Origin of the sequence: Haloferax denitrificans ATCC 35960, from assembly GCF_000337795.1 — an archaeon.
GTDB classification, from domain to species: Archaea; Halobacteriota; Halobacteria; order Halobacteriales; family Haloferacaceae; genus Haloferax; species Haloferax denitrificans.
In genome coordinates this window covers 24,614-42,156 of sequence record NZ_AOLP01000005.1, presented here as the reverse complement: position 1 = coordinate 42,156, position 17,543 = coordinate 24,614, and the positions used below count along the sequence as shown (strand labels likewise).

Sequence of the window (17,543 nt, the reverse complement as noted above, 5' to 3'; positions counted from 1 at the left end):
CCGGCGTGACTCCCGAACGGCCGCGAGACGAGGACATGCGATAATTAATAGGGATGTACATCGTCCATCCACAAGCGATGGATACCGCGGAGCTACGCACCGCACTTCGGAACGCCGGGTTGTCACAGTATCAGGCAGAGGCGTACGTCGCGCTCCTCCAACTCGGAGCGGCGAGTGCGACCGAGCTCGCCGACGCCTGCGCCGTACCGACCGCCCGCATCTACGATGTTCTCCGCGACCTCGAATCGAAGGGCTACATCGAGACCTACGAGCAGGACAGTCTCCACGCGCGGGCGTGCGACCCGAAATCGGTGATGGAGGACCTCAAGAGCCGCGCCGTCCAACTGGACGAGGCGGCGGAGGAAATCGAGGCTCGCTGGCAACAGCCCGCGGTCGACCGGCACATGCTGAGCATCGTCAAACGCTTCGAGACGGTGTTCAGTCGGGCCGAAGAGATGATTCGGGAGGCGGACGGCGAGGTCCAACTGTCCGTCACCCCCGAGCAGTTCGACGAGCTCAAGCCGGCGCTCTCGGAGGCGTACGAGAACGGCGCGCTGGTGAAGGTCGTGCTCCACCCCGAGCGGACCGACGACCTCGAAGCGCTCGCACAGCGGGAGTACCGCGGGGTCGCCACGGAAGTCAGACACCGGACACTGCCGACGCCGTTCGTCGCCATCGTCGACCGGACGGGCGCGTGTTTCGCGCCGCACGACAACTCGGTGAACCAGTACGGCGTCCTCGTCGACGACTACACGCTCACGTACGTCTTCCACTGGTACTTCCAGACGGCGCTGTGGGAGGTCTGGGACGTCGTCTACGACGCCCAGACCGGCGAACCGCCGATCGTGTACTCCGATATCAGACACTTCGTTCAGGACGCGGAGCCGCTCGTCCGCGACGGGAACCGAATCGTCGCGCACATCAAGGGCTACGAGACCGACGGTCGAGACCCCATCGAGTTCACCGGTGAGGTGACCGACGTGTACTACACGGCCGTTTCGACGCCGACGGACACGCTGTCGTTTTCCGAACTCGCGGGACAGGTCTGTCTGACCGTCGAGGCCGACGGCGAGACCTACACCGTCGGCGGGTGGGGTGCGGTGTTGGAAGACGTCGAGGCGAACCGCATCACTATCGAGTCGATTTCGGGGACGACTGACGGGTAGCATCTGTCCGGTTCGCCGGAATGTATAACAACTCCGGGGGGTAATTAGTGCCCACAAGCGCGGTTTCGGACGGCGTTAGACAAGAGGTATTTTGATATACCACTGCACGACATTGAGTTTCGTGAGCGTCCCCGGAACACCACTACAATACCAATGAGCGCAGAACAGCCACTGGTGCTCATCGTTGAAGATGAGCCTGACCTCGCCGACCTGTACGCAACCTGGCTTAGGAACGACTACAGCGTTCGTGTCGCCTACGGCGGCCGCGAGGCGCTCGATAAGCTCGACGACGAGGTTGACGTTGTTCTCCTCGACCGTCGAATGCCCGACCTCTCGGGCGACGAGGCGCTCTCGGAGATTCGGGACCGTGGCTTCGAGTGCCGCGTCGCGATGGTGACCGCGGTCGAACCCGACTTCGACATCATCGCGATGGGCTTCGACGACTACCTCGTCAAGCCCGTCTCGCGCGAAGCGCTGACCGAGACGGTCTCTAACCTCATCCTGCGAAACGCCTACGACGTGGGTATCCAGGACCTGTTTTCCCTCGCATCGAAGAAGGCGCTGTTGGAGTCCGAAAAGGACGAGGCGGCGCTCGAAGAAAACGAGGAGTACCAGCGGCTCACCGCCCGCCTGACCGAGCTCCGGCGCGAGCTCGACGAGACGCTCGGCCGGCTCGACGAGACCGAAGGAATCTCCGCGGTGTACCGGGACATCGGCGGCGAAGCCGATATCGACAACTCCTGAACGACCCACACGTTTCGGACGCCAACCGTTTTCTCTGTTCTCCGTGTTCGTCGTAGCGGATAGTTCTCGTCTCTGACGGGTCGTTCTCGCATCTGCAAGGCCGGTTTCGCACTCCCACGGGTACCGTTCGTCTGACTGACGATTACTTGCGGGGCCCTGTCACTTAATTCATTTAATTTCATATCAGATTTACACGAAAAATTATATTTTGGGCTCGGCCCTTGGGGTAAGTGCACATGTCCGACGACAGCAACCAGATGCTCGCGTACCTGCGTCAGAATCCCCGCATGATGGGCGTCCTGTTCACGCTCACGCTCCTGCTCTCACAGGCCGGGAGCGTGGCGGCCGGAAACACCAGCGTCATCTACGGGCCGTAATCACGAGAGGAACTCGCGGTCCCAGTAGACGGCATCGTCGTAGATAACCGGAATTTGTTCTAGCGAGAGGAAGTCCCTGAGCTCGTCCTCAGTCAAATCTGTATTCGAGACGCCGGAAGAAGAGAGATAATACGGCATACTGTCGGTGAGGGCGGGCCTAATCAGCGACCCGATTCCCGCCCTCGAAGTATTGAATGCGTGATACGACACTTCGAACTGGCCGCCCGATTTATCAAATACTTCGCAGTAGACCGCGACTCCGCTCTCAGACTGTACCACAGAGAGACTCCCGTCCCCGACGACGCCGTACTGGTGTGCCACGTCGCTGTCGATTCGGACCACCTCAAGCGACGCCTGTAGCGGGAACCCCCCGTTGAGGAGTCGGGCCAGCGTGCGTCCCACGCCGACCGCCTGACTGTTGATGACCTCGCTGAACGTGACGATGCCGCCGATTGCGCCGGCTTCGACGAGCGCCAACCCCTGGTCGTACGACTGACACGCGTTGAGGAAGAACGCCCCCGTTCCGACGGTGTCGAGCGTCTCCGCGTCGACCTTGCCGTCGCGACACTGGAAGCCGTCGTCGTCGATGTGGCCGATGTAATGGAGGAAGTCGGTCGGCTCCGCGAGCGTCGCCCGAAGCTCCGCCCTGCTGAGGTCGTAGTGAGCGTCGACGTCGAACGAGAGCCCGTCGCGCGAGCCGTACACCTCGTCGACGATGTCCGTCTCGGCGAGCATCTCGGGGTCGTTACAGACGACCGTGATGCCGATGTCGCCCTGCGTCGGCTCCCGCTGGAGGCGGTTCCGGTAGGCGGCGGGCGTGGTCTTGCTCGCGCCGACGGGCGTTCCGTCGCTAATCCACGCCTGCTCGACCGAGTCGGTCGAACTGGGCTTGACGTACGTCTCGCTCGGCGTCGTCGTGCCCGCGCTCCTGACGGTGCCGGCGTCGGCGTCGTCCCGGAGGAAGTCGTCGACGACCGCCGCCTGCACCTCCGAGTGGGGGACTTCGGTCCCCGACGGCGTCCGGACGACCGCGAGGTCGTTCGTGACGAAGGGGAGAAGCTCGATGTTGTCGGCCCGCGGCGCGACGTGCGTCGTCAGCTTCCACTCCGGGAGCAGGTCGGCGATATCCTCGTACGGTATCTCGAAGTACGCCGAGAGCCGTTCGCCGAGCGACGCGTCGTACAACCCCTCGACGTCGATATCCGTCCGCGACTCGACGGTCTGGCGCTCGTGGAGCGGCACGTCGTAGATACCCTCCGTTCGGACGACGCAGTCGAGGAAGAACGTCCGCTTGAGCGCGCGTTCGACCGCCTCCTCGAAGCCGTGGGGGCCGTCGAAGTCGTGGACGAACCCGCCTTCCGCGACGAGTCGGGGCGAGTCGCCGGGGACGACCCGCGCGCCGAGGTAGTACGCCAGTGGCGTCGCCACGAAGACGTGGCTCAGCGTCGGCGGGAGTTCGATTCGGACGCCGGTCTCGGGGACGTCGAGAGCATCGGGGACGTCGAGTTCGTCGCCCAGTTCGAGAAGCGGCGGGTGTCCCCGGAGCGTCGGGTACGACCGCTCGACGCTCGTGGTCTTGAGCGCGGAGCTGAACGCCGAGACGGCCGCCATCACGTCGAGGGGGTCGTCGGTCGTCGTAATCGTCGTCGCGGGACTCTCGTGGGACGACCGCGCGCCGACGGACACCGTCTGGGGCTCCTCGAAGGAGAGCACTGTTTCGAGCGGTTGCGCGTCGACGGTCAGCGGCCCGTCGGCCCGGAGATACGTCTTGACCGCGCCGAAGAGTTCGATGCTGTAGGTCCCCGCCCCGAGTTCCTCGCGCCCCTGTTGGTCGACCTGTGCGAGCATCGACCCCGCCTCGTCGCGGACGCAGACGACCGTGTTCGCCGCCAGCCCGATGCGGCCGGTCTCGATGCGAACCGCGGCGTCCGTCGGAAGCGAGAACCGACTGCTATCTGTCGGTTCCGGGTCGACCGGTGACGGCGTTCGGAGCACGAACTGGTGGCGTTCGACGTTGTCCCGAACGACTAACCCCGCCCCGTCTGAAGGGAGCGAAAAGCCGACTTCCAGCGTTGAAGACGTGTCGGCCCGCTCGCCCTCCCCGGTCGGTTCCATTGTGTCTACGTGACACGATTAAGGTGAAAAACGTACTGGTCGTGAGAAGTTCACGACTCCAACGGGAACCAGCCGGACGAGACGTCCTTCTGCCGGAGATGCCAGCGTTGACGGGCCTCGGAACCCTCGACGTCGAGTTCGACGACGGCGTCGAAAAGCGGCTCGAACAGTCGGTTGACCTCGCCTTCGCGCTCACCGGGGGACCAGACGTGGACCATCCCGTTTCGCGAGCGGATGTGGGTGGTCATGACGTGGAGGAACCGAAACACGTGGTCTCGGTCGTACCGCGAGAGGAGCGACGGGAGACAGTCGAACGCGACCCGGAGTTCGGCCGGGGAGAGCCCGCCGGCGAGCGTGTCGAACTCGGTCACGTCGTTGGCGAGTGCCGCGCCGAGCTGGCCGAGACCGCCGCCGACCCGGCGCTCGCAGGCGTCGACCGCACTCGGCACGGCGGTCGACGGTGACGGCGATGCCGCCGCGCTCCGTTCGAGCGACCCGTACCGAACAACGCGCGTCCACTCCGTGGTGCGTTGGATGTCGACGTCGAGCCGGTCGTCGAGCGGCGTCGAGTCGTTGAGAACCAAAAGACGCCGCCGCGGCTCGTCGGGAGCACCGAGCATCTGCTTGGACGCCCGCGAGTAGAGCTCGGTCGGAACCGACCCGACGACGAGGAGCGCGCTCCCTCGTCGTTTGAGGTCGTCCAACCCGAGTTGGAACGTGGACGTGTCATCTGTTACGGCGGTGTCCGCGTCACCTCCCGAAACCATTCGTTTTGCACGACGAAACGATATTTAATAAGACTTTGCGTGTTGTTCTCCCGAAATGTACCGCCGTATATGACAATCGATGACACACTTCTCCAGTCGGCGGTGTCAACGGTCAGTTCGCCCGGTTCGCCCGGTCCGCCCGGTCCGCCCGGTAGAGCCGTCGTACCCGATTCGGACCGCCTACTCGGCGGCGCGGACGGTCAACACGGGAACCGACGCGGTGCGGACGACGCGCTCGGTGACGCTCCCGAGGAGCACGCGCTCGACGCCCGTTCGGCCGTGAGTCGCCATCGCGATGACTCCCACGCCGTGTTCGGTCGCGTAGTCGAGGATGACGTCGTGCGGCGCGCCTCGACGCACGGCCCCGACCGTCTCGATACCGCGGCGCTCGCCGCGCTCGACGAGGTCGTCGACGACGCGGTTGCCCTCTCGCTCCAGCGTTTCGAGGACCGTCCCGCCGACGATGCCCGCGTTGTCCCGCGTCGTGTTCACGACGAACAACACGTGAACCGTCGCGTCGCACCGCACCGCGAGGTCGAACACGTGCGGCAACGCCTGTTCTGCCGCCGGACTCCCGTCGACGGGGAGCAGGATTTCGTCGTACATCGCTGGACGTACGCGCCCCATCCGTGTGAATGCTTCGCATACTCATGGTGGGGTTCGTTCGGAAAAAATCGGGTTGCGGGTGTCGGCCGGTCGGCTCAGTCGCTGACGTACGCTTCGATGCGGTCCATCGCCTCGCGGAGTTCGCGCATCCCCGTCGCGTAGGAGACGCGGAGGTGGCCCGCGCCGCCCTCGCCGAAGACGCTTCCGGGGACGAGCGCGACGTTCTGTTCTTCGAGGAGGCCCTCGGCGAACGCCTCGTCGTCGCCGTCGGGGGCCTCGGGGAAGACGTAGAACGCGCCTTTCGCCTCGAAGCAGTCGAGTCCCATCTCCTCGAAGCGGGCGAGGACGAACCGGCGGCGGCGGTCGTACTCGCGGCGCATCTCTTCGACGGAGTCGTCGCAAGAGCGCAGGGCTTCGAGCGCCGCGTACTGCGCCGTCGTGGGCGCCGACAGCATCGCGTACTGGTGGACCTTGTTCATCGCGTCGATGGCCCCCGGCGGCCCCATGGCGTAGCCGAGGCGCAGGCCGGTCATCGCGTAGGCCTTCGAGAAGCCGTTGAACACGATGGTCCGCTCGCGCATCCCGGGATGGGTGGCGATGGAGGCGTGGTCGTCCTCGTACCGGAGGTCCGAATAAATCTCGTCGGAGAGCACGACGAGGTCGTGGTCCCTGACGAACGAGGCCACGTCGGCGAGTTCGTCGTCGGTCATCACCGCGCCGGTCGGGTTGTTCGGGTAGCAGAGCACCAGCACGTCGGCCTCGTCGGCCCCCGCGGCTTCGAGCGCCTCGGGGGTGAGTTTGAACTCGTCTTCGGCGCGGGTGGGGACCGGAAGCGGCTCGCCCCCGGCGAAGATGGCCCCCGGCGTGTACGAGATGTACGACGGCTGGGGAATCGCCACCACGTCGCCGGGGTCGACGAACGCCCGGAACGCGAGGTCGACGGCCTCGCTCGCGCCCGTCGTGACGATTATCTCGTCTTCGGGGTCGTACTCCTGCCCGTAGCGGGTGACGCGCTCCGAGATGGCCTCGCGGAGTTCGCGCATCCCGCGGTTCGACGTGTAGGAGGTCTTGCCGCGTTCGAGCGAGTCGATGGCGGCGGTCCGGGCGGCCCACGGCGCGGAGAAGTCGGGCTCGCCGACGCCGAGAGAGATGACGTCGTCGACCTCCTCGGCGAGTTCGAAGAACTTCCGAATGCCCGACGGCGGCACCTGTTCGACGCGGTCCGAAAGCTGGTCGCCGAGCGTCATGGCGACACTGACAGCCGGTCGTCGTCGTCGCCGTCGCCGAGTTCGATGCCCTCCTCCTTGTAGGAGTCCATCACGAAGTGCGTGACCGTCTTCGTGACCTCGGGAATGGGGGCGATGCGCTCGGAGACGAAGTTCGAGACGTCGTGCATCGACTCGCCTTCGACCTCGATGAAGAAGTCGTAGTCGCCGGAGACGAGTCTGAGCGTGGCGACCTCGGGGAACCGCGCGATGCGGCGGGCAATCTCCTCGTAGCCCGTCTCGCGGTCGAGTTCCACGTCGACTTCGACCTGCGCGCGGACGCGTTCCTCGTCGACGTTGTTCCAGTCGACGACCGCCTGATAGCCCCGGATGACCCCGTCGTCTTCGAGTTCTTCGAGCGCTGCTGCCACTGCTTCGGCGTCTGCGCCCAGTTGGCGGGCGATGTCATCTACGCTCTCGCGAGCGTCGTGACGCAGCAAGTCGAGCAGTGACTGCTTGTCCATGGACAGTCCGTTGCAGGCATCCGTAAAATGGTTTGCCCAACCGGGCGGAATTGTCGCGTCACACGGTAGCAATAGTCAGGGACGGCGACAGCCCCGCCCGGCGGAACACTATTCCACCGCCGGCGGGAACCTGTCCGCCATGGACACCGAGTTCGATTGGCTCACCCTCGACGACGACGAAGCGGTCCTCTGGGCCGACACCCCGCATCCCTACAGCCTCGTGCCCTCCTTCATCGTCGGCGTCCCGCTTTCGTTCGTCCTCGTGGGCATTCCGCTCCTCGTCGGGTCGTACCTCTCGCACAAGAACACGAACTACGTCGTCACCTCCGACGCGCTCTACCGGAAGACGGGCGTCCTCTCCCGGAGCGTCCAGCGCATCGAGTTCGACAAGGTACAGGACACTTCCTACAGCCAGACGTTCCTCGGCGCGCAGTTCGGCTACGGCTCCGTCAACATCAGCACGGCCGGCGGGAGCGGCATCGAGATGAGCTTCCAGAACGTCGCCGACCCGCAGTCGCTCCAGACGCTCGTCAACGAGCGAATCAAGCGCCGCGCCGGGCCGGAGACCGACGCGGAGGGGAAGGCGGCCGTCCTCGACGACATCCTGACCGAACTCCGCGCGATTCGGCGGGCCGTCGAAGGTGAGGGCAACGACGGGGGCGAGGGCGAGAACGTCGCCGACACGAGCGACGACGTGACCGACCGAGCGGGCGACGAACCCGACGCCGACCCCGGCTCCGACGCGTCGGCCGACGCCATCGAACCGAGCGACTTCGAGTTCGACGCGACGACCGACGAGCGATGACGGGCGGCGATTCGGGACCCGCCGGGTCGACGCCGGACGACCCCGACGTGACCGAGTCGGCGACCGACTCGACGGCCGGCTCAGCGACCGACTCGGAGCCTGTCGCGGCCGTCGACGACTGGCTGGCTCGCGGCGACGACGAGACCGTCCGCTGGGAGGGAAGACCCCGGATACAGACCGTCATCCCCGCCGCGGTCGTCGGTCTCGCCATCGTCGTCGTCGCGGCCGTCGCGGCCGCCGCGAACGGCGTGCCCGAACTCGCGGTCGCGGGCCTCGTCGGCTTCCTCTTGCCCGCGTGGTCGTACCTCCGCGTCACCAACACCCGCTACGTGGTCACCGACCGGGCGCTCTACCGGAAGACGGGCGTCCTCTCCCGGACGGTCCAGCGCGTCTCCCTCGACCGCGTCCAGAACAGCGCGCTCTCGCAGGGCGTCACCGGGTCGCTGTTCGGCTACGGGACCGTCGCGGTCGAGGCCGCGGGCGGCGGCGCAATCCGGTTCGATGACGTGGACGACCCCGGTGCCGTGCGCGACCGAATCGAGGGCCGCGACGACCGCGATGGCGACGAACTCCCCGGCACGGTCGAGCAGTGGGCCGCCGTCCGCGACGAGGTTCGGGCGCTCAGGGCGGCCCTAGAGCGATAGTAGAAAAGCGATAGTTTCGGTTCGGTATCGGTATCGCGACGCAGGGAAGGTTTCGCGTCGCGTCAGTCGTCGTCAGACGCGGTAGCGGCGGGACCGGGCTGTGCCGCGCTGTTCCCCGAGAAGCCGACGCCCGCGAGGACGAAGGCGAACAGCACGAGCGGCGAGAGGTAGCCGAAGAAGTAGTACGGGGCGTACTGGAGCGTCGAGACGCCGAGGACACCGGCCATGTACGCGCCGCCGGCGTGCCACGGGAGGAGCGCTCCGGTCGGCGTCCCGGCGGACTCGATGGCCTGTGAGAGGTCCGAACTGTCGAGGCCGAACTCGTCGTAGGTGTCGCGGAGCGTCATGCCGGGAACGACGATGCTCATGTACTGCTGGGCGGTGAGCGCGTTGGTCAGCATCGCCGAGATGCCGGTCGAGGCGACGAGCAGGCGCGGGCTCCGAATCCCGCGCTGAAGCCGGTGGGCGAGGACGGCGAGGACGCCCGTCTGTTCGAGCAGGCCGCCGAGCGTCAGCGCCGCGACGACGATAGCGATGGTCCACGCGGAGCCGGAGACGCCGCCGGAGGCGAGCAGGCTGTTGACGAGTTCGGAGCCGGTCTCCGGGCCGGTGCCGCTCATGAACGTCTGCCACGCCGCGACGAACGACGCGCCCTGCACGAGGACGCTCGTGAACGCGCCGGCGAACGCGCCGGCGAGGAGGACGGTCAGCGCGGGGTAGCCCGCGGCGGCGAGGCCGAAGGTGACCGCGAGCGGCAGGAACGCGAGGAGCGTGATGTCGTACGAGGAGGCGAGCGCGGTCTGAATCTCGGCGATTTGGCCGGCCGGAATCGTCCCGGTGATGCCGAGGCTGAGGACGACGAAGCCGGCGAGCGAGAGGCCGAACGCGACGGCCGTCCCACTCCGCATCGCGCGGATGTGGTCGTAGAGGTCGGTGTTCGTGACGGCGGCCGCGAGGTTCGTCGTGTCCGACAGCGGCGACTGCTTGTCGCCCGCGTACGCGCCGGTGAGAATCGCGCCGGCCGTCATCGGTTCGGGGACGCCGAGTCCCGAGCCGATGCCGATGAAGGCGACGCCGAGCGTGCCGACCGCGGTCCACGACGAGCCGATGGCGAAGGTGGCGATACCGACGAGAAGCGCCGTCGCGGGCAGGAACACCTGCGGCGACAGCAGGTCGAGGCCGTAGTACATCAGCGTCGGAATCGTCCCCGCGGCGACCCACGTCGAGACGACGCCGTAGATGGTAAACAGGATGAGAATCGCCTGTAGTCCCATCGCCAGACTGCGTTCGATGCCCTCGTAGAGGTCCTCCCAGGTGTACCCCCAGACGAACCGGCCGAGGAGGCCGACCAGCGCGATACTCCAGATGAGCGGGATGTGCGGGTCGAGTCCCAGCCACGCCGACCCGAGGCCGAGGAAGGCGACGAGTCCGAGCACCGGAACGAGCGCCTGTTTCAGCGTCGGACGCTGGTCCGGGGCGATGTCGTCGTACGACCGCGGTGTGTACCTATCAGTTCCCATCGTAGCTCGACAAATAACTTTAGAGCATAAAATTGTGTCGTGTTATGATTCAAGAGCATTGTTATGCAATGACGTACTTTTGGATGACAGTATAATACACTTCAGTAATTATTTTGCCGAACCGACCCGCGCGAGCGACCCCATCGTTCACGTACTCGGACAGGTCGATAATTCGGAACGTGTCAACGAGTAGGGAAACAGCCATACCGGAGGCGCGCCACGGGTCGGGCATGGCCCTCTCCGAGTTCTTCTTGTTCCCCCTCGGGTTAGTCGCCCTCTTGGGGGTGGTCCCCCTCGTCATCCTCTATCTGCTCCGGCCGGAACCGGTCCGGCGCACGCTCCCGACCTTCCGGTTTCTCGCGGACTCGGCGGGACGAAACGCTTCGAACCCCATCTTCGACCGCCTGCTTCGGAGCCTGCTCCTCCTCATCCAACTGGTCGCGCTCGTCGCGCTCGTCGGGTCGCTGGCGACGCCGTACGTGCTGGTGCCGGAGTCGGAGACGGTCCAAGAGACGGTCCTCGTCGTGGACACGAGCGCGAGCATGGGCGTCCGCGACGGCGGCGGGACGCGATTCGACAGCGCCCTCGCCGCGGCGCGAGACGAGGTCTCCAGCACGACCTCGGTCGTCGCGGCGGGGGCGAACGCGGACGTGGTGCTCCGCCGGGGGAGCGCGACCGACGCCCGCGCCGCCCTCGACGGCCTGCAGGCGAGCGACGCGCCGGGCGACCTCCGCTCCGCGATTACCGCCGCCGCCTCCGTCGCCGGCGAGGACGCCCGCGTCGTCGTTCTGAGCGACTTCGCCGACGACTCGCCGTGGAGCGACGCGGTCCGCGAGGCCCGCGCCCGCGGCCTCGTCGTCCAACTCCAGCAGTTCGCGGGCGGCGGACGGGGCAACGTCGGCATCGTCGACCGGCGCTTCTCCGGCGCGAACGTCACCGTGACGGTGAAGAACTACGGCGAGTCGGCCGTCACGCGGACGGTCTCGCTCGGCGGAGCCACCCGCGAGGTCCGAATGGACTCCGGCGACGTGGCGACCGCGACGCTCCCGGTCCCCGCGGGCGGCGGTCGCGTCGCGCTCTCGCCGGGCGACGCCTTCCCGACCGACGACGCGCTGTTCGTCGCGGCCCCCGAGGACGCCTCGGTGGACGTGCTCGTCCTCACGAACGACGAGAACCGCTATCTGACGGCCGCGCTGTCTGTCATCCCCGAGGTGTCTCTGACCGTGGACAACCCGCCGACGGCCGTCTCGACGAACTACGACGTGGTCATCTACAGCAACGTCAACCCCGGTCGCCTGCTCGCGGGCAACGTCGAGGCCGGCCGCGAAATCGTCGCCGACGGCGGCGGCGTGGCGATTCAGGCCCAAGAGGAGTCGCCGAACTACGGCGACCTGCGCCTCGTCTCGCAGGGGAGCGTCGAGACGAACCCGACCATCGGGACCGTCGAGAGCCACCCGATTACCCGCGACATCACCTTCCCGCCGCCGACCGAGTACGTCGCGGGCGACCTCCGGTCGGGCCAGTCGCTCGTGAACACGACCGGCGGCACCTCGCTCGTCGCCGTCGAGCGCCGCGGGGCCGGTCGCGTCCTCTACTACGGCTTCATGGAGGACAGTTCGGCGTTCAAGTACAACTACCAGTACCCCGTGTTCTGGAAGCGCTCCGTGTTCTACCTCGCCGGGCGCTCGACGCTCTCGGAGCTGAATCGGGCGACTGGCGGGTCGCTCGCGGCGGGCGCGAACCAGACCGTCGAGACGCCCGCCGGCGAGGCGACCGGCCCGGAGGTCCGCCTCGGCGACGCCGGCTTCTACCGCGTCGGCGACGAGCGGTTCGCGGCGTCGCTCCTCAGCGAGGCCGAGTCCGACGTGGCCGCCGCGCCGCTGGACGGCGAGTCGGCCCCCGCGGACTACCCGACCCGGGTCGAAGAGCGCGAGGTCCCGGACCCGCTGACCGAGTGGGCCGCGCTGGTCGCGCTCGCGGCGACGATGGTCGAGTTGGCCTACCTGCGCCGGCGGGGTGACCTCTGATGGCGGTGCTTGGGTCGGCGTCGGCCGCGCTGGCCGCGCTGGCGGACGTCGCCGTCGCCGGCACGGCTCCCGCCGCCGCGACGACGCCCCTCGCGTGGACGGTCGAGGCCGCCGGGCGGACCCTCGGCCTCCAGCGCCCGCTGTTCCTCGTCGCGCTCCCGGTGGCCGCGCTCCTCGCGTGGGCGCTCATCTTCCGCGGGGCCGACGGGACCGCAGGCGGGCGCTCCCGGCGACTCCTGTTCGCGTCCCGGTTCCTCGTCGTCCTCCTGTTGGTCGTCGCGGCCGCAGGACCGTACACCGTCACGACGCGGATGACCGACGGCGACCCGCAGGTGACGCTCCTCGTCGACGACTCCGACAGCGCGGCGGTCACCGAGGACGTGGCGTCGCAACTCGCGGCCGACATCGAGGACGAGGGCGTCCCCGTCACGACCTCGACGGTCGCCCGCGGTGACTCCTCGCCCATCGGCGACGCCGTCGCGGCCAACCTCAGGCCGGACGGAACGGTCGTCCTCGTCTCCGACGGGCAGGTCACCTCGGGGCGGAGTCTCGCGTCCGCGACGACGCTCGCCCGCGACCTCAACGCGACCGTGAGCGCGGTCGGGGTCGAACCGACCGAGACCGAACAGTACGTCACCGTCAGCGGCCCGTCGAAGACCAGCGTCGGCGTCGAAAACGCGTTCCTCGCGCAGGTCGACGGCGTCGTCCCCGACGACGTCGAGACCGCGACCGTCGAACTCGTCGTGGAAATCGACGGCGAGGAGGTCGCCCGCGAGACGGTCAACACCACCGACGGCGTCGAGTTCACGCGGACGTTCGAGACGACCGGCACCCACCGCGTCACCGCCCGCATCGCCGGCGACGACCGTTTCGAGACGAACGACGTGTTCCGCAAGACGGTCCGGGTGGTCGAGCCGCCGCGGGTGCTGTACGTCTCCCGCGGCGACTACCCGTTCCGCGACTACCTCTCGCAGTTGTACGACGTGGAGACCGCCGAGACCGTTCCCGCGGACCTCTCGTCGTACCACGCCGTCGTCCTCCAGGACCTCCGCGCCGAGGACGTTGGCAACACCGACTCGCTCCAGCGGTTCGTCATCGACGGCGGCGGTCTGCTGACCGTCGGCGGGCGCAACTCGTTCGAAAACGGCGGGTACGACGGGTCGAGCCTCGCGTCGATGCTCCCGGTGACGACCGGCGAGGGCGCGTCCCAGCAGACGAACCTCGTCTTCGCCATCGACGTCTCGGGGAGCGCCGAAAGCGGCATGCGCGTCCAGAAGTCGGTCGCGCTCGACGCGCTCGACCAGCTCGGTGACGAGAACCGAGTCGGCATCGTCGGCTTCAACTACCGCGCCTACGACGTCGCGCCGCTCCGCCCGCTCGGGCCGAACCGCGAGTCGACCGCCGACCTCATCCGCCGCCTCCAGTCGGGCGGCGCGACCGACATCGCCGTCGGCCTCGACGGCGCGGCCCAGCAACTCGGCGACAGGCGCGGGACGATTATCCTCATCAGCGACGGTCACGACCGGTTCCAAGACGCCGCGACGCTCGCGGACCAACTCGGTCGCGACGGCGTCCGCGTCATCGCCATCGGGACCGGCCCGAGCCCGAACGAACAGACCCTCCGGGCCATCGCGCGGGCGTCCGGCGGGAACTACCTCAGGGCCGACGAGACCGACCGGCTCCGCATCCTCTTCGGCGGGTCGAACCGCCAGTACGCCGGCGACGGCCTCACGGTCGTCGACCAGAACGACTTCGTCACCGCCGGGGTGGAGCTGACCGCGAACCCCGGGAGCGTCAACGACGTGTCGGTCAGGAGCGGCGCGAACTTCCTCGTCGCGGCCGACGACGGCACCCCCGCGGTCGCCTCGTGGCGCTACGGCCTCGGTCGCGTCGCCACTGTCACCGCCTACGCGGGCGACGGCACGCTCGACGGCCTGCTCCAGCGCCCCGACTCGCTTCTGCTCACGAAGACCACGAACTACGTCATCGGCGACCCTGAGCGGAAGGCGTCCGGCGTCGCCGAGGTGTCGGACACCCGCGTCGACCAGCCGACGACCGTCGTCTACCGCGGCGGCGAGCGCCCGCGGGGCGTCGAGGAACTGAGCTTCTCGGCGGTCAGTCCCGGCGTCTACGAGGCGACCGTCGTCCCCACGGAGACGGGCTACCGAGACGTGCTCGACACCGCCTTCGCGGTGAACTACCCCGTCGAGTACGCCGGGTTCGGCCGGTCGGCCGCGCTCGAAGCCGCCGTCTCCGACAGCGGCGGGACGATATACGGACCCAACGACGCCGCCGAAATCGCCGCGTCAGCCCGCGACAACGCCGCGGGCGTCCAGCCCGTGCGCGACGACTGGGCGGTCGCGTTCGTCGCCGCCGCGTTCCTCCTGTATCTCACCGAGGTGCTCGCCCGGCGTCTTCAAGTGTATCGGGGTCGAACGCAAAGTGAAGGTGGTTTGATATGAGTGCGCTGGGTCGGTCCCTGAACCTCGGTCTCGTCGTCATCGTCGTCCTCCTCACCGCCGGAACCGTCGGCGCGACGATGTTCTACCAGTACTCGGTCGACTCGCTCGACCAACAGAACGAGCAGTTGCGCGAGCGAAACGAGGCGCTCGAAGAGGACCTTTCGGAGACCCGACAGGACCTGTCGGCGACGCGGACGGAGCTACGGGAGTTGAACAACAGCCTCGAACGCACCCGCGGCGACGTCTCGCAGGTCTCCGACAGCCTCGAAGACACGGAGTCACAGCTGTCGTCGACGCAGAGCGAACTGTCGTCGACGCGGGGCGAGCTTCAGGAGACGGAAAACAGCCTCGAAGACGCCCGCAACCGAATCAACGACCTCACGGCGACGCTCGACGACCTCGAAGAACAGCGCAACCGCCTCGAAAACCAGATAGACGACCTCGAAGCGGACAACGAGGAGCTCGAAGCGACGAACGACCGACTGGAGAACCGGATTGATTCGCTTCAGTCCGAGGTCTCCCGCCTCGAAGACCGGGTCGACGCGCTCGAAGTCGACCTCCGGGAGGCCTGTGCCGGCTACCAAGACGGCAGTGAACCGGCGGTGTGTAGCGGTGTCTGAACCGACCTCGACCCCCGACGACGCCGCCGCTGACGAGGGCGGGTCGCCCGACGACGCGGGGGGTTCGCCCGGCGACGCGACACCCGCTCGCCGCGAGGCGATGGCCGACGCCGTCCGCGAGGTTCGCCGCGAGGCCGCGAAGGCCGCCGCCGTCTCCAGCGTCGTCGACGCGGCGGTGGCGACGCTGTTGGCGAACGTCGCGTTCCGGGTCGTCGAACTCCCCGTCGAGTCGTCGGTGTCGCTCGGCTTCCTCCCGCGGGTGGACCCGGCCGTCTCGGTCCACGTCGCCGTCCCGCTCGCCCTCGCGGTGGGCCTCCTCGTCGGCGTCGCGGAGTACCTCATTCTGATGCGGGAGCCGCCGGTCGAGCAGTTCGAGGCGGTGAACCCGTCGGTCGCCGAGGCGCTCCGGACCGCCCGCGACCTCGTCGCCGACGAGGGGAACCCGAACCGCGATTCGCGCATGTCGGTCGCGCTCTACGACGACGTGCTGTCCCGCCTGCGGGAGTCGTCGTCGGTGGAACTGCTTCCGACCCGCCGCATCGTCGGCGCGCTCGTGGTCGCCTTGCTCCTCTCGGCGGGGAGCATTCAGGTCGCCATCTCGGACATCCAGTTCGAGGGGCTCGCCGGCGACGCCGCGTCCGCGGGCGACCGCCCCGACCGGTTCTCCGACGAGGAGACGCGGCTCCAGAACGGGAGTTCCATCCTCGGCGACCCCGAGGACGTGGCCGCCGGGTCGGAGCAGTTGAACGCCACCGTCGCCGGGACCGGCGGCAGTGGCGACGGAGACGGGCCGGAGTCGGCGGCCGCGGCCTACGACTCGACCGGCTACGGCGGCGACAGCGCCGTCGAGAGCCAGCGCGCCGGCTACCTCGCCGACGACACGCTCGAAGAGGCCGACCTGATTCGCGACTACACCTTAGAGATACGAGAGACCGAAGATGAGTGACAACCCAGACCGGCTCGGAGACGACGGACAGCGGACCGCGGTCGACGGCGACGCCGCGGCCCCGACAGACGACGACCTCAGCATCGAGGAGCTCCAAGCGAGCGTCGGCGCGGTCAGAGACGAGGTCGGAAAGCGCATCATCGGCCAGCACGACGTGGTCGAGCGACTGCTCGTCTGCGTCCTCTGCGACGGCAACGCGCTCCTCGAATCGAACCCCGGACTGGGGAAGACGACGCTCGTGCGCGCCCTCTCGGACGCGACCGACCTGCAGTTCTCGCGCGTGCAGAACACGCCCGACCTGATGCCCTCGGACATCACGGGCACCGAAATCATCCGCGAGACGCCGGAGGGCCGGGACTTCGTGTTCGAGCGCGGCCCCATCTTCGCCAACGTCGTTCTCGCCGACGAGATAAACCGGGCGACGCCGAAGACGCAGGCCGCGCTCCTCGAAGCCATGCAGGAAAAGCAGGTGACCGCCGCGGGCGAGACCTACGAGCTTCCGGACCCGTTTTTCGTCCTCGCCACGCAGAACCCCATCGACCAGGGCGGCACCTACCCGCTCCCGGAGGCGCAGACCGACCGCTTCCTGATGAAGATTCTCGTCGGCTACCCCGAGTTCGACGAGGAGCGGACCATCGTCAAGCAGTACGCCGAGGGCGCGGCGTCGCCCGAGGTCGAGCGCGTCCTGCCGCGGACGCACCTGCTTGCGGCCCAACGGCTCGTCCGGCAGGTCCCCATCTCCGACGACATCCGCGACCGGACCATCGAACTGGTCCGCAAGACCCGCGAGGACGAGCAGGTCGAGTTCGGCGCGAGCCCCCGCGCGAGCATGGCGCTCGTCCTCGCCGCGAAGGCGCGGGCGTTCGTCCACGGGCGCACCCACGTCTCGTGGGAGGACGTCGTCGAGATGGCCCCGCCGGTCATCAGACACCGCATAATCCTCGACTTCCGGGCGGAGCGCGAGGGACTCGACCCCGACGACGTGATTCAGCGGCTGTTGAACGAGTGACCGAGC

16 protein-coding genes are annotated in these 17,543 nt (G+C 67.8%); 10 read left to right on the top strand and 6 right to left on the bottom strand.

The features are described from left to right. The first annotated feature begins 77 nt into the window (after positions 1 to 77). From C438_RS04230 to C438_RS19625, 3 genes are all read left to right on the top strand, one after another. The gene (locus tag C438_RS04230; RefSeq protein ID WP_004968035.1) at positions 78 to 1,166 is read left to right on the top strand and encodes a TrmB family transcriptional regulator; all 1,089 of its coding nucleotides are present in this window, start codon (positions 78 to 80) and stop codon (positions 1,164 to 1,166) included. A 153-nt stretch (positions 1,167 to 1,319) separates the two neighbouring features. Next, a complete protein-coding gene (locus tag C438_RS04225) occupies positions 1,320 to 1,910 on the top strand; it encodes a HalX domain-containing protein (protein ID WP_004968034.1) in 591 nt (196 codons plus the stop codon). A 236-nt stretch (positions 1,911 to 2,146) separates the two neighbouring features. Then, complete coding sequence (locus C438_RS19625; protein ID WP_004968033.1) at positions 2,147 to 2,287, top strand: DUF7503 family protein; 141 nt, start codon at positions 2,147 to 2,149, stop codon at positions 2,285 to 2,287. Here the strand turns inward: C438_RS19625 and C438_RS04220 are convergent, their stop codons facing one another. From C438_RS04220 to C438_RS04200, 5 genes are all read right to left on the bottom strand, one after another. Further along, on the bottom strand, positions 2,288 to 4,402 hold the full coding sequence (locus C438_RS04220; RefSeq protein ID WP_004968032.1) for a hypothetical protein: 2,115 nt from the start codon (positions 4,400 to 4,402) through the stop codon (positions 2,288 to 2,290). It abuts the gene before it with no gap. Between the two features lie 50 nt (positions 4,403 to 4,452). After that, entirely contained in the window at positions 4,453 to 5,169 is a 717-nt protein-coding gene (locus tag C438_RS04215) for a DUF7504 family protein (RefSeq protein ID WP_049917724.1), read from the bottom strand. A 180-nt stretch (positions 5,170 to 5,349) separates the two neighbouring features. Continuing rightward, a complete protein-coding gene (locus C438_RS04210) occupies positions 5,350 to 5,775 on the bottom strand; it encodes a universal stress protein (RefSeq protein ID WP_004968030.1) in 426 nt (141 codons plus the stop codon). 95 nt (positions 5,776 to 5,870) lie between these two features. Beyond that, a complete protein-coding gene (locus C438_RS04205; RefSeq protein ID WP_004968029.1) occupies positions 5,871 to 7,022 on the bottom strand; it encodes a pyridoxal phosphate-dependent aminotransferase in 1,152 nt (383 codons plus the stop codon). Then, complete coding sequence (locus tag C438_RS04200) at positions 7,019 to 7,504, bottom strand: Lrp/AsnC family transcriptional regulator (protein WP_049917723.1); 486 nt, start codon at positions 7,502 to 7,504, stop codon at positions 7,019 to 7,021. Before C438_RS04200 ends, C438_RS04205 begins: the two co-directional genes overlap by 4 nt. A gap of 139 nt (positions 7,505 to 7,643) precedes the next feature. Between C438_RS04200 and C438_RS04195 the strand changes: the two genes are divergently transcribed. Next, positions 7,644 to 8,309 (top strand): PH domain-containing protein, encoded by a 666-nt coding sequence (locus C438_RS04195; protein WP_004968027.1) that lies wholly within the window; start codon positions 7,644 to 7,646, stop codon positions 8,307 to 8,309. Next, positions 8,306 to 8,953, top strand: a complete 648-nt coding sequence (locus C438_RS04190; RefSeq protein ID WP_004968026.1) for a PH domain-containing protein — start codon at positions 8,306 to 8,308, stop codon at positions 8,951 to 8,953. The genes C438_RS04195 and C438_RS04190 overlap by 4 nt, the downstream gene beginning before the upstream one ends. A 62-nt stretch (positions 8,954 to 9,015) precedes the next feature. On the opposite strand, the gene arcD is transcribed toward C438_RS04190, so the two are convergent. Next, positions 9,016 to 10,473 (bottom strand): arginine/ornithine antiporter ArcD, encoded by a 1,458-nt coding sequence (gene arcD / locus C438_RS04185; RefSeq protein ID WP_004968025.1) that lies wholly within the window; start codon positions 10,471 to 10,473, stop codon positions 9,016 to 9,018. A gap of 230 nt (positions 10,474 to 10,703) precedes the next feature. On the opposite strand from arcD, the gene C438_RS04180 reads away from it, so the two are divergent. The 5 genes from C438_RS04180 to C438_RS04160 are packed head-to-tail and all read left to right on the top strand — an operon-like array spanning position 10,704 to position 17,537. Then, positions 10,704 to 12,500: a vWA domain-containing protein gene (locus tag C438_RS04180; RefSeq protein ID WP_004968024.1), complete on the top strand. Its 1,797-nt coding sequence runs from the start codon at positions 10,704 to 10,706 to the stop codon at positions 12,498 to 12,500. Beyond that, positions 12,500 to 14,962 carry a VWA domain-containing protein gene (locus C438_RS04175; protein WP_004968023.1) on the top strand — a complete coding sequence of 821 codons (2,463 nt, stop codon included), beginning with the start codon at positions 12,500 to 12,502 and terminating at the stop codon, positions 14,960 to 14,962. The genes C438_RS04180 and C438_RS04175 overlap by 1 nt, the downstream gene beginning before the upstream one ends. Beyond that, the gene (locus C438_RS04170; protein WP_004968022.1) at positions 14,959 to 15,582 is read left to right on the top strand and encodes a hypothetical protein; all 624 of its coding nucleotides are present in this window, start codon (positions 14,959 to 14,961) and stop codon (positions 15,580 to 15,582) included. Before C438_RS04175 ends, C438_RS04170 begins: the two co-directional genes overlap by 4 nt. After that, entirely contained in the window at positions 15,575 to 16,528 is a 954-nt protein-coding gene (locus tag C438_RS04165; RefSeq protein WP_004968021.1) for a DUF7502 family protein, read from the top strand. Before C438_RS04170 ends, C438_RS04165 begins: the two co-directional genes overlap by 8 nt. After that, on the top strand, positions 16,521 to 17,537 hold the full coding sequence (locus C438_RS04160; RefSeq protein ID WP_004968020.1) for an AAA family ATPase: 1,017 nt from the start codon (positions 16,521 to 16,523) through the stop codon (positions 17,535 to 17,537). The genes C438_RS04165 and C438_RS04160 overlap by 8 nt, the downstream gene beginning before the upstream one ends. Positions 17,538 to 17,543 lie beyond the last annotated feature (6 nt).

What these genes read in the sequence shown, in the direction of transcription:
- C438_RS04230 (WP_004968035.1), top strand. Translation starts at nt 78, where the DNA reads ATGGATACCGCGGAGCTACGCACCGCACTTCGGAACGCCGGGTTGTCA.
- C438_RS04225 (WP_004968034.1), top strand. Translation starts at nt 1,320, where the DNA reads ATGAGCGCAGAACAGCCACTGGTGCTCATCGTTGAAGATGAGCCTGAC.
- C438_RS19625 (WP_004968033.1), top strand. Translation starts at nt 2,147, where the DNA reads ATGTCCGACGACAGCAACCAGATGCTCGCGTACCTGCGTCAGAATCCC.
- C438_RS04220 (WP_004968032.1), bottom strand. Translation starts at nt 4,402, where the DNA reads ATGGAACCGACCGGGGAGGGCGAGCGGGCCGACACGTCTTCAACGCTG.
- C438_RS04215 (WP_049917724.1), bottom strand. Translation starts at nt 5,169, where the DNA reads ATGGTTTCGGGAGGTGACGCGGACACCGCCGTAACAGATGACACGTCC.
- C438_RS04210 (WP_004968030.1), bottom strand. Translation starts at nt 5,775, where the DNA reads ATGTACGACGAAATCCTGCTCCCCGTCGACGGGAGTCCGGCGGCAGAA.
- C438_RS04205 (WP_004968029.1), bottom strand. Translation starts at nt 7,022, where the DNA reads ATGACGCTCGGCGACCAGCTTTCGGACCGCGTCGAACAGGTGCCGCCG.
- C438_RS04200 (WP_049917723.1), bottom strand. Translation starts at nt 7,504, where the DNA reads ATGGACAAGCAGTCACTGCTCGACTTGCTGCGTCACGACGCTCGCGAG.
- C438_RS04195 (WP_004968027.1), top strand. Translation starts at nt 7,644, where the DNA reads ATGGACACCGAGTTCGATTGGCTCACCCTCGACGACGACGAAGCGGTC.
- C438_RS04190 (WP_004968026.1), top strand. Translation starts at nt 8,306, where the DNA reads ATGACGGGCGGCGATTCGGGACCCGCCGGGTCGACGCCGGACGACCCC.
- arcD (WP_004968025.1), bottom strand. Translation starts at nt 10,473, where the DNA reads ATGGGAACTGATAGGTACACACCGCGGTCGTACGACGACATCGCCCCG.
- C438_RS04180 (WP_004968024.1), top strand. Translation starts at nt 10,704, where the DNA reads ATGGCCCTCTCCGAGTTCTTCTTGTTCCCCCTCGGGTTAGTCGCCCTC.
- C438_RS04175 (WP_004968023.1), top strand. Translation starts at nt 12,500, where the DNA reads ATGGCGGTGCTTGGGTCGGCGTCGGCCGCGCTGGCCGCGCTGGCGGAC.
- C438_RS04170 (WP_004968022.1), top strand. Translation starts at nt 14,959, where the DNA reads ATGAGTGCGCTGGGTCGGTCCCTGAACCTCGGTCTCGTCGTCATCGTC.
- C438_RS04160 (WP_004968020.1), top strand. Translation starts at nt 16,521, where the DNA reads ATGAGTGACAACCCAGACCGGCTCGGAGACGACGGACAGCGGACCGCG.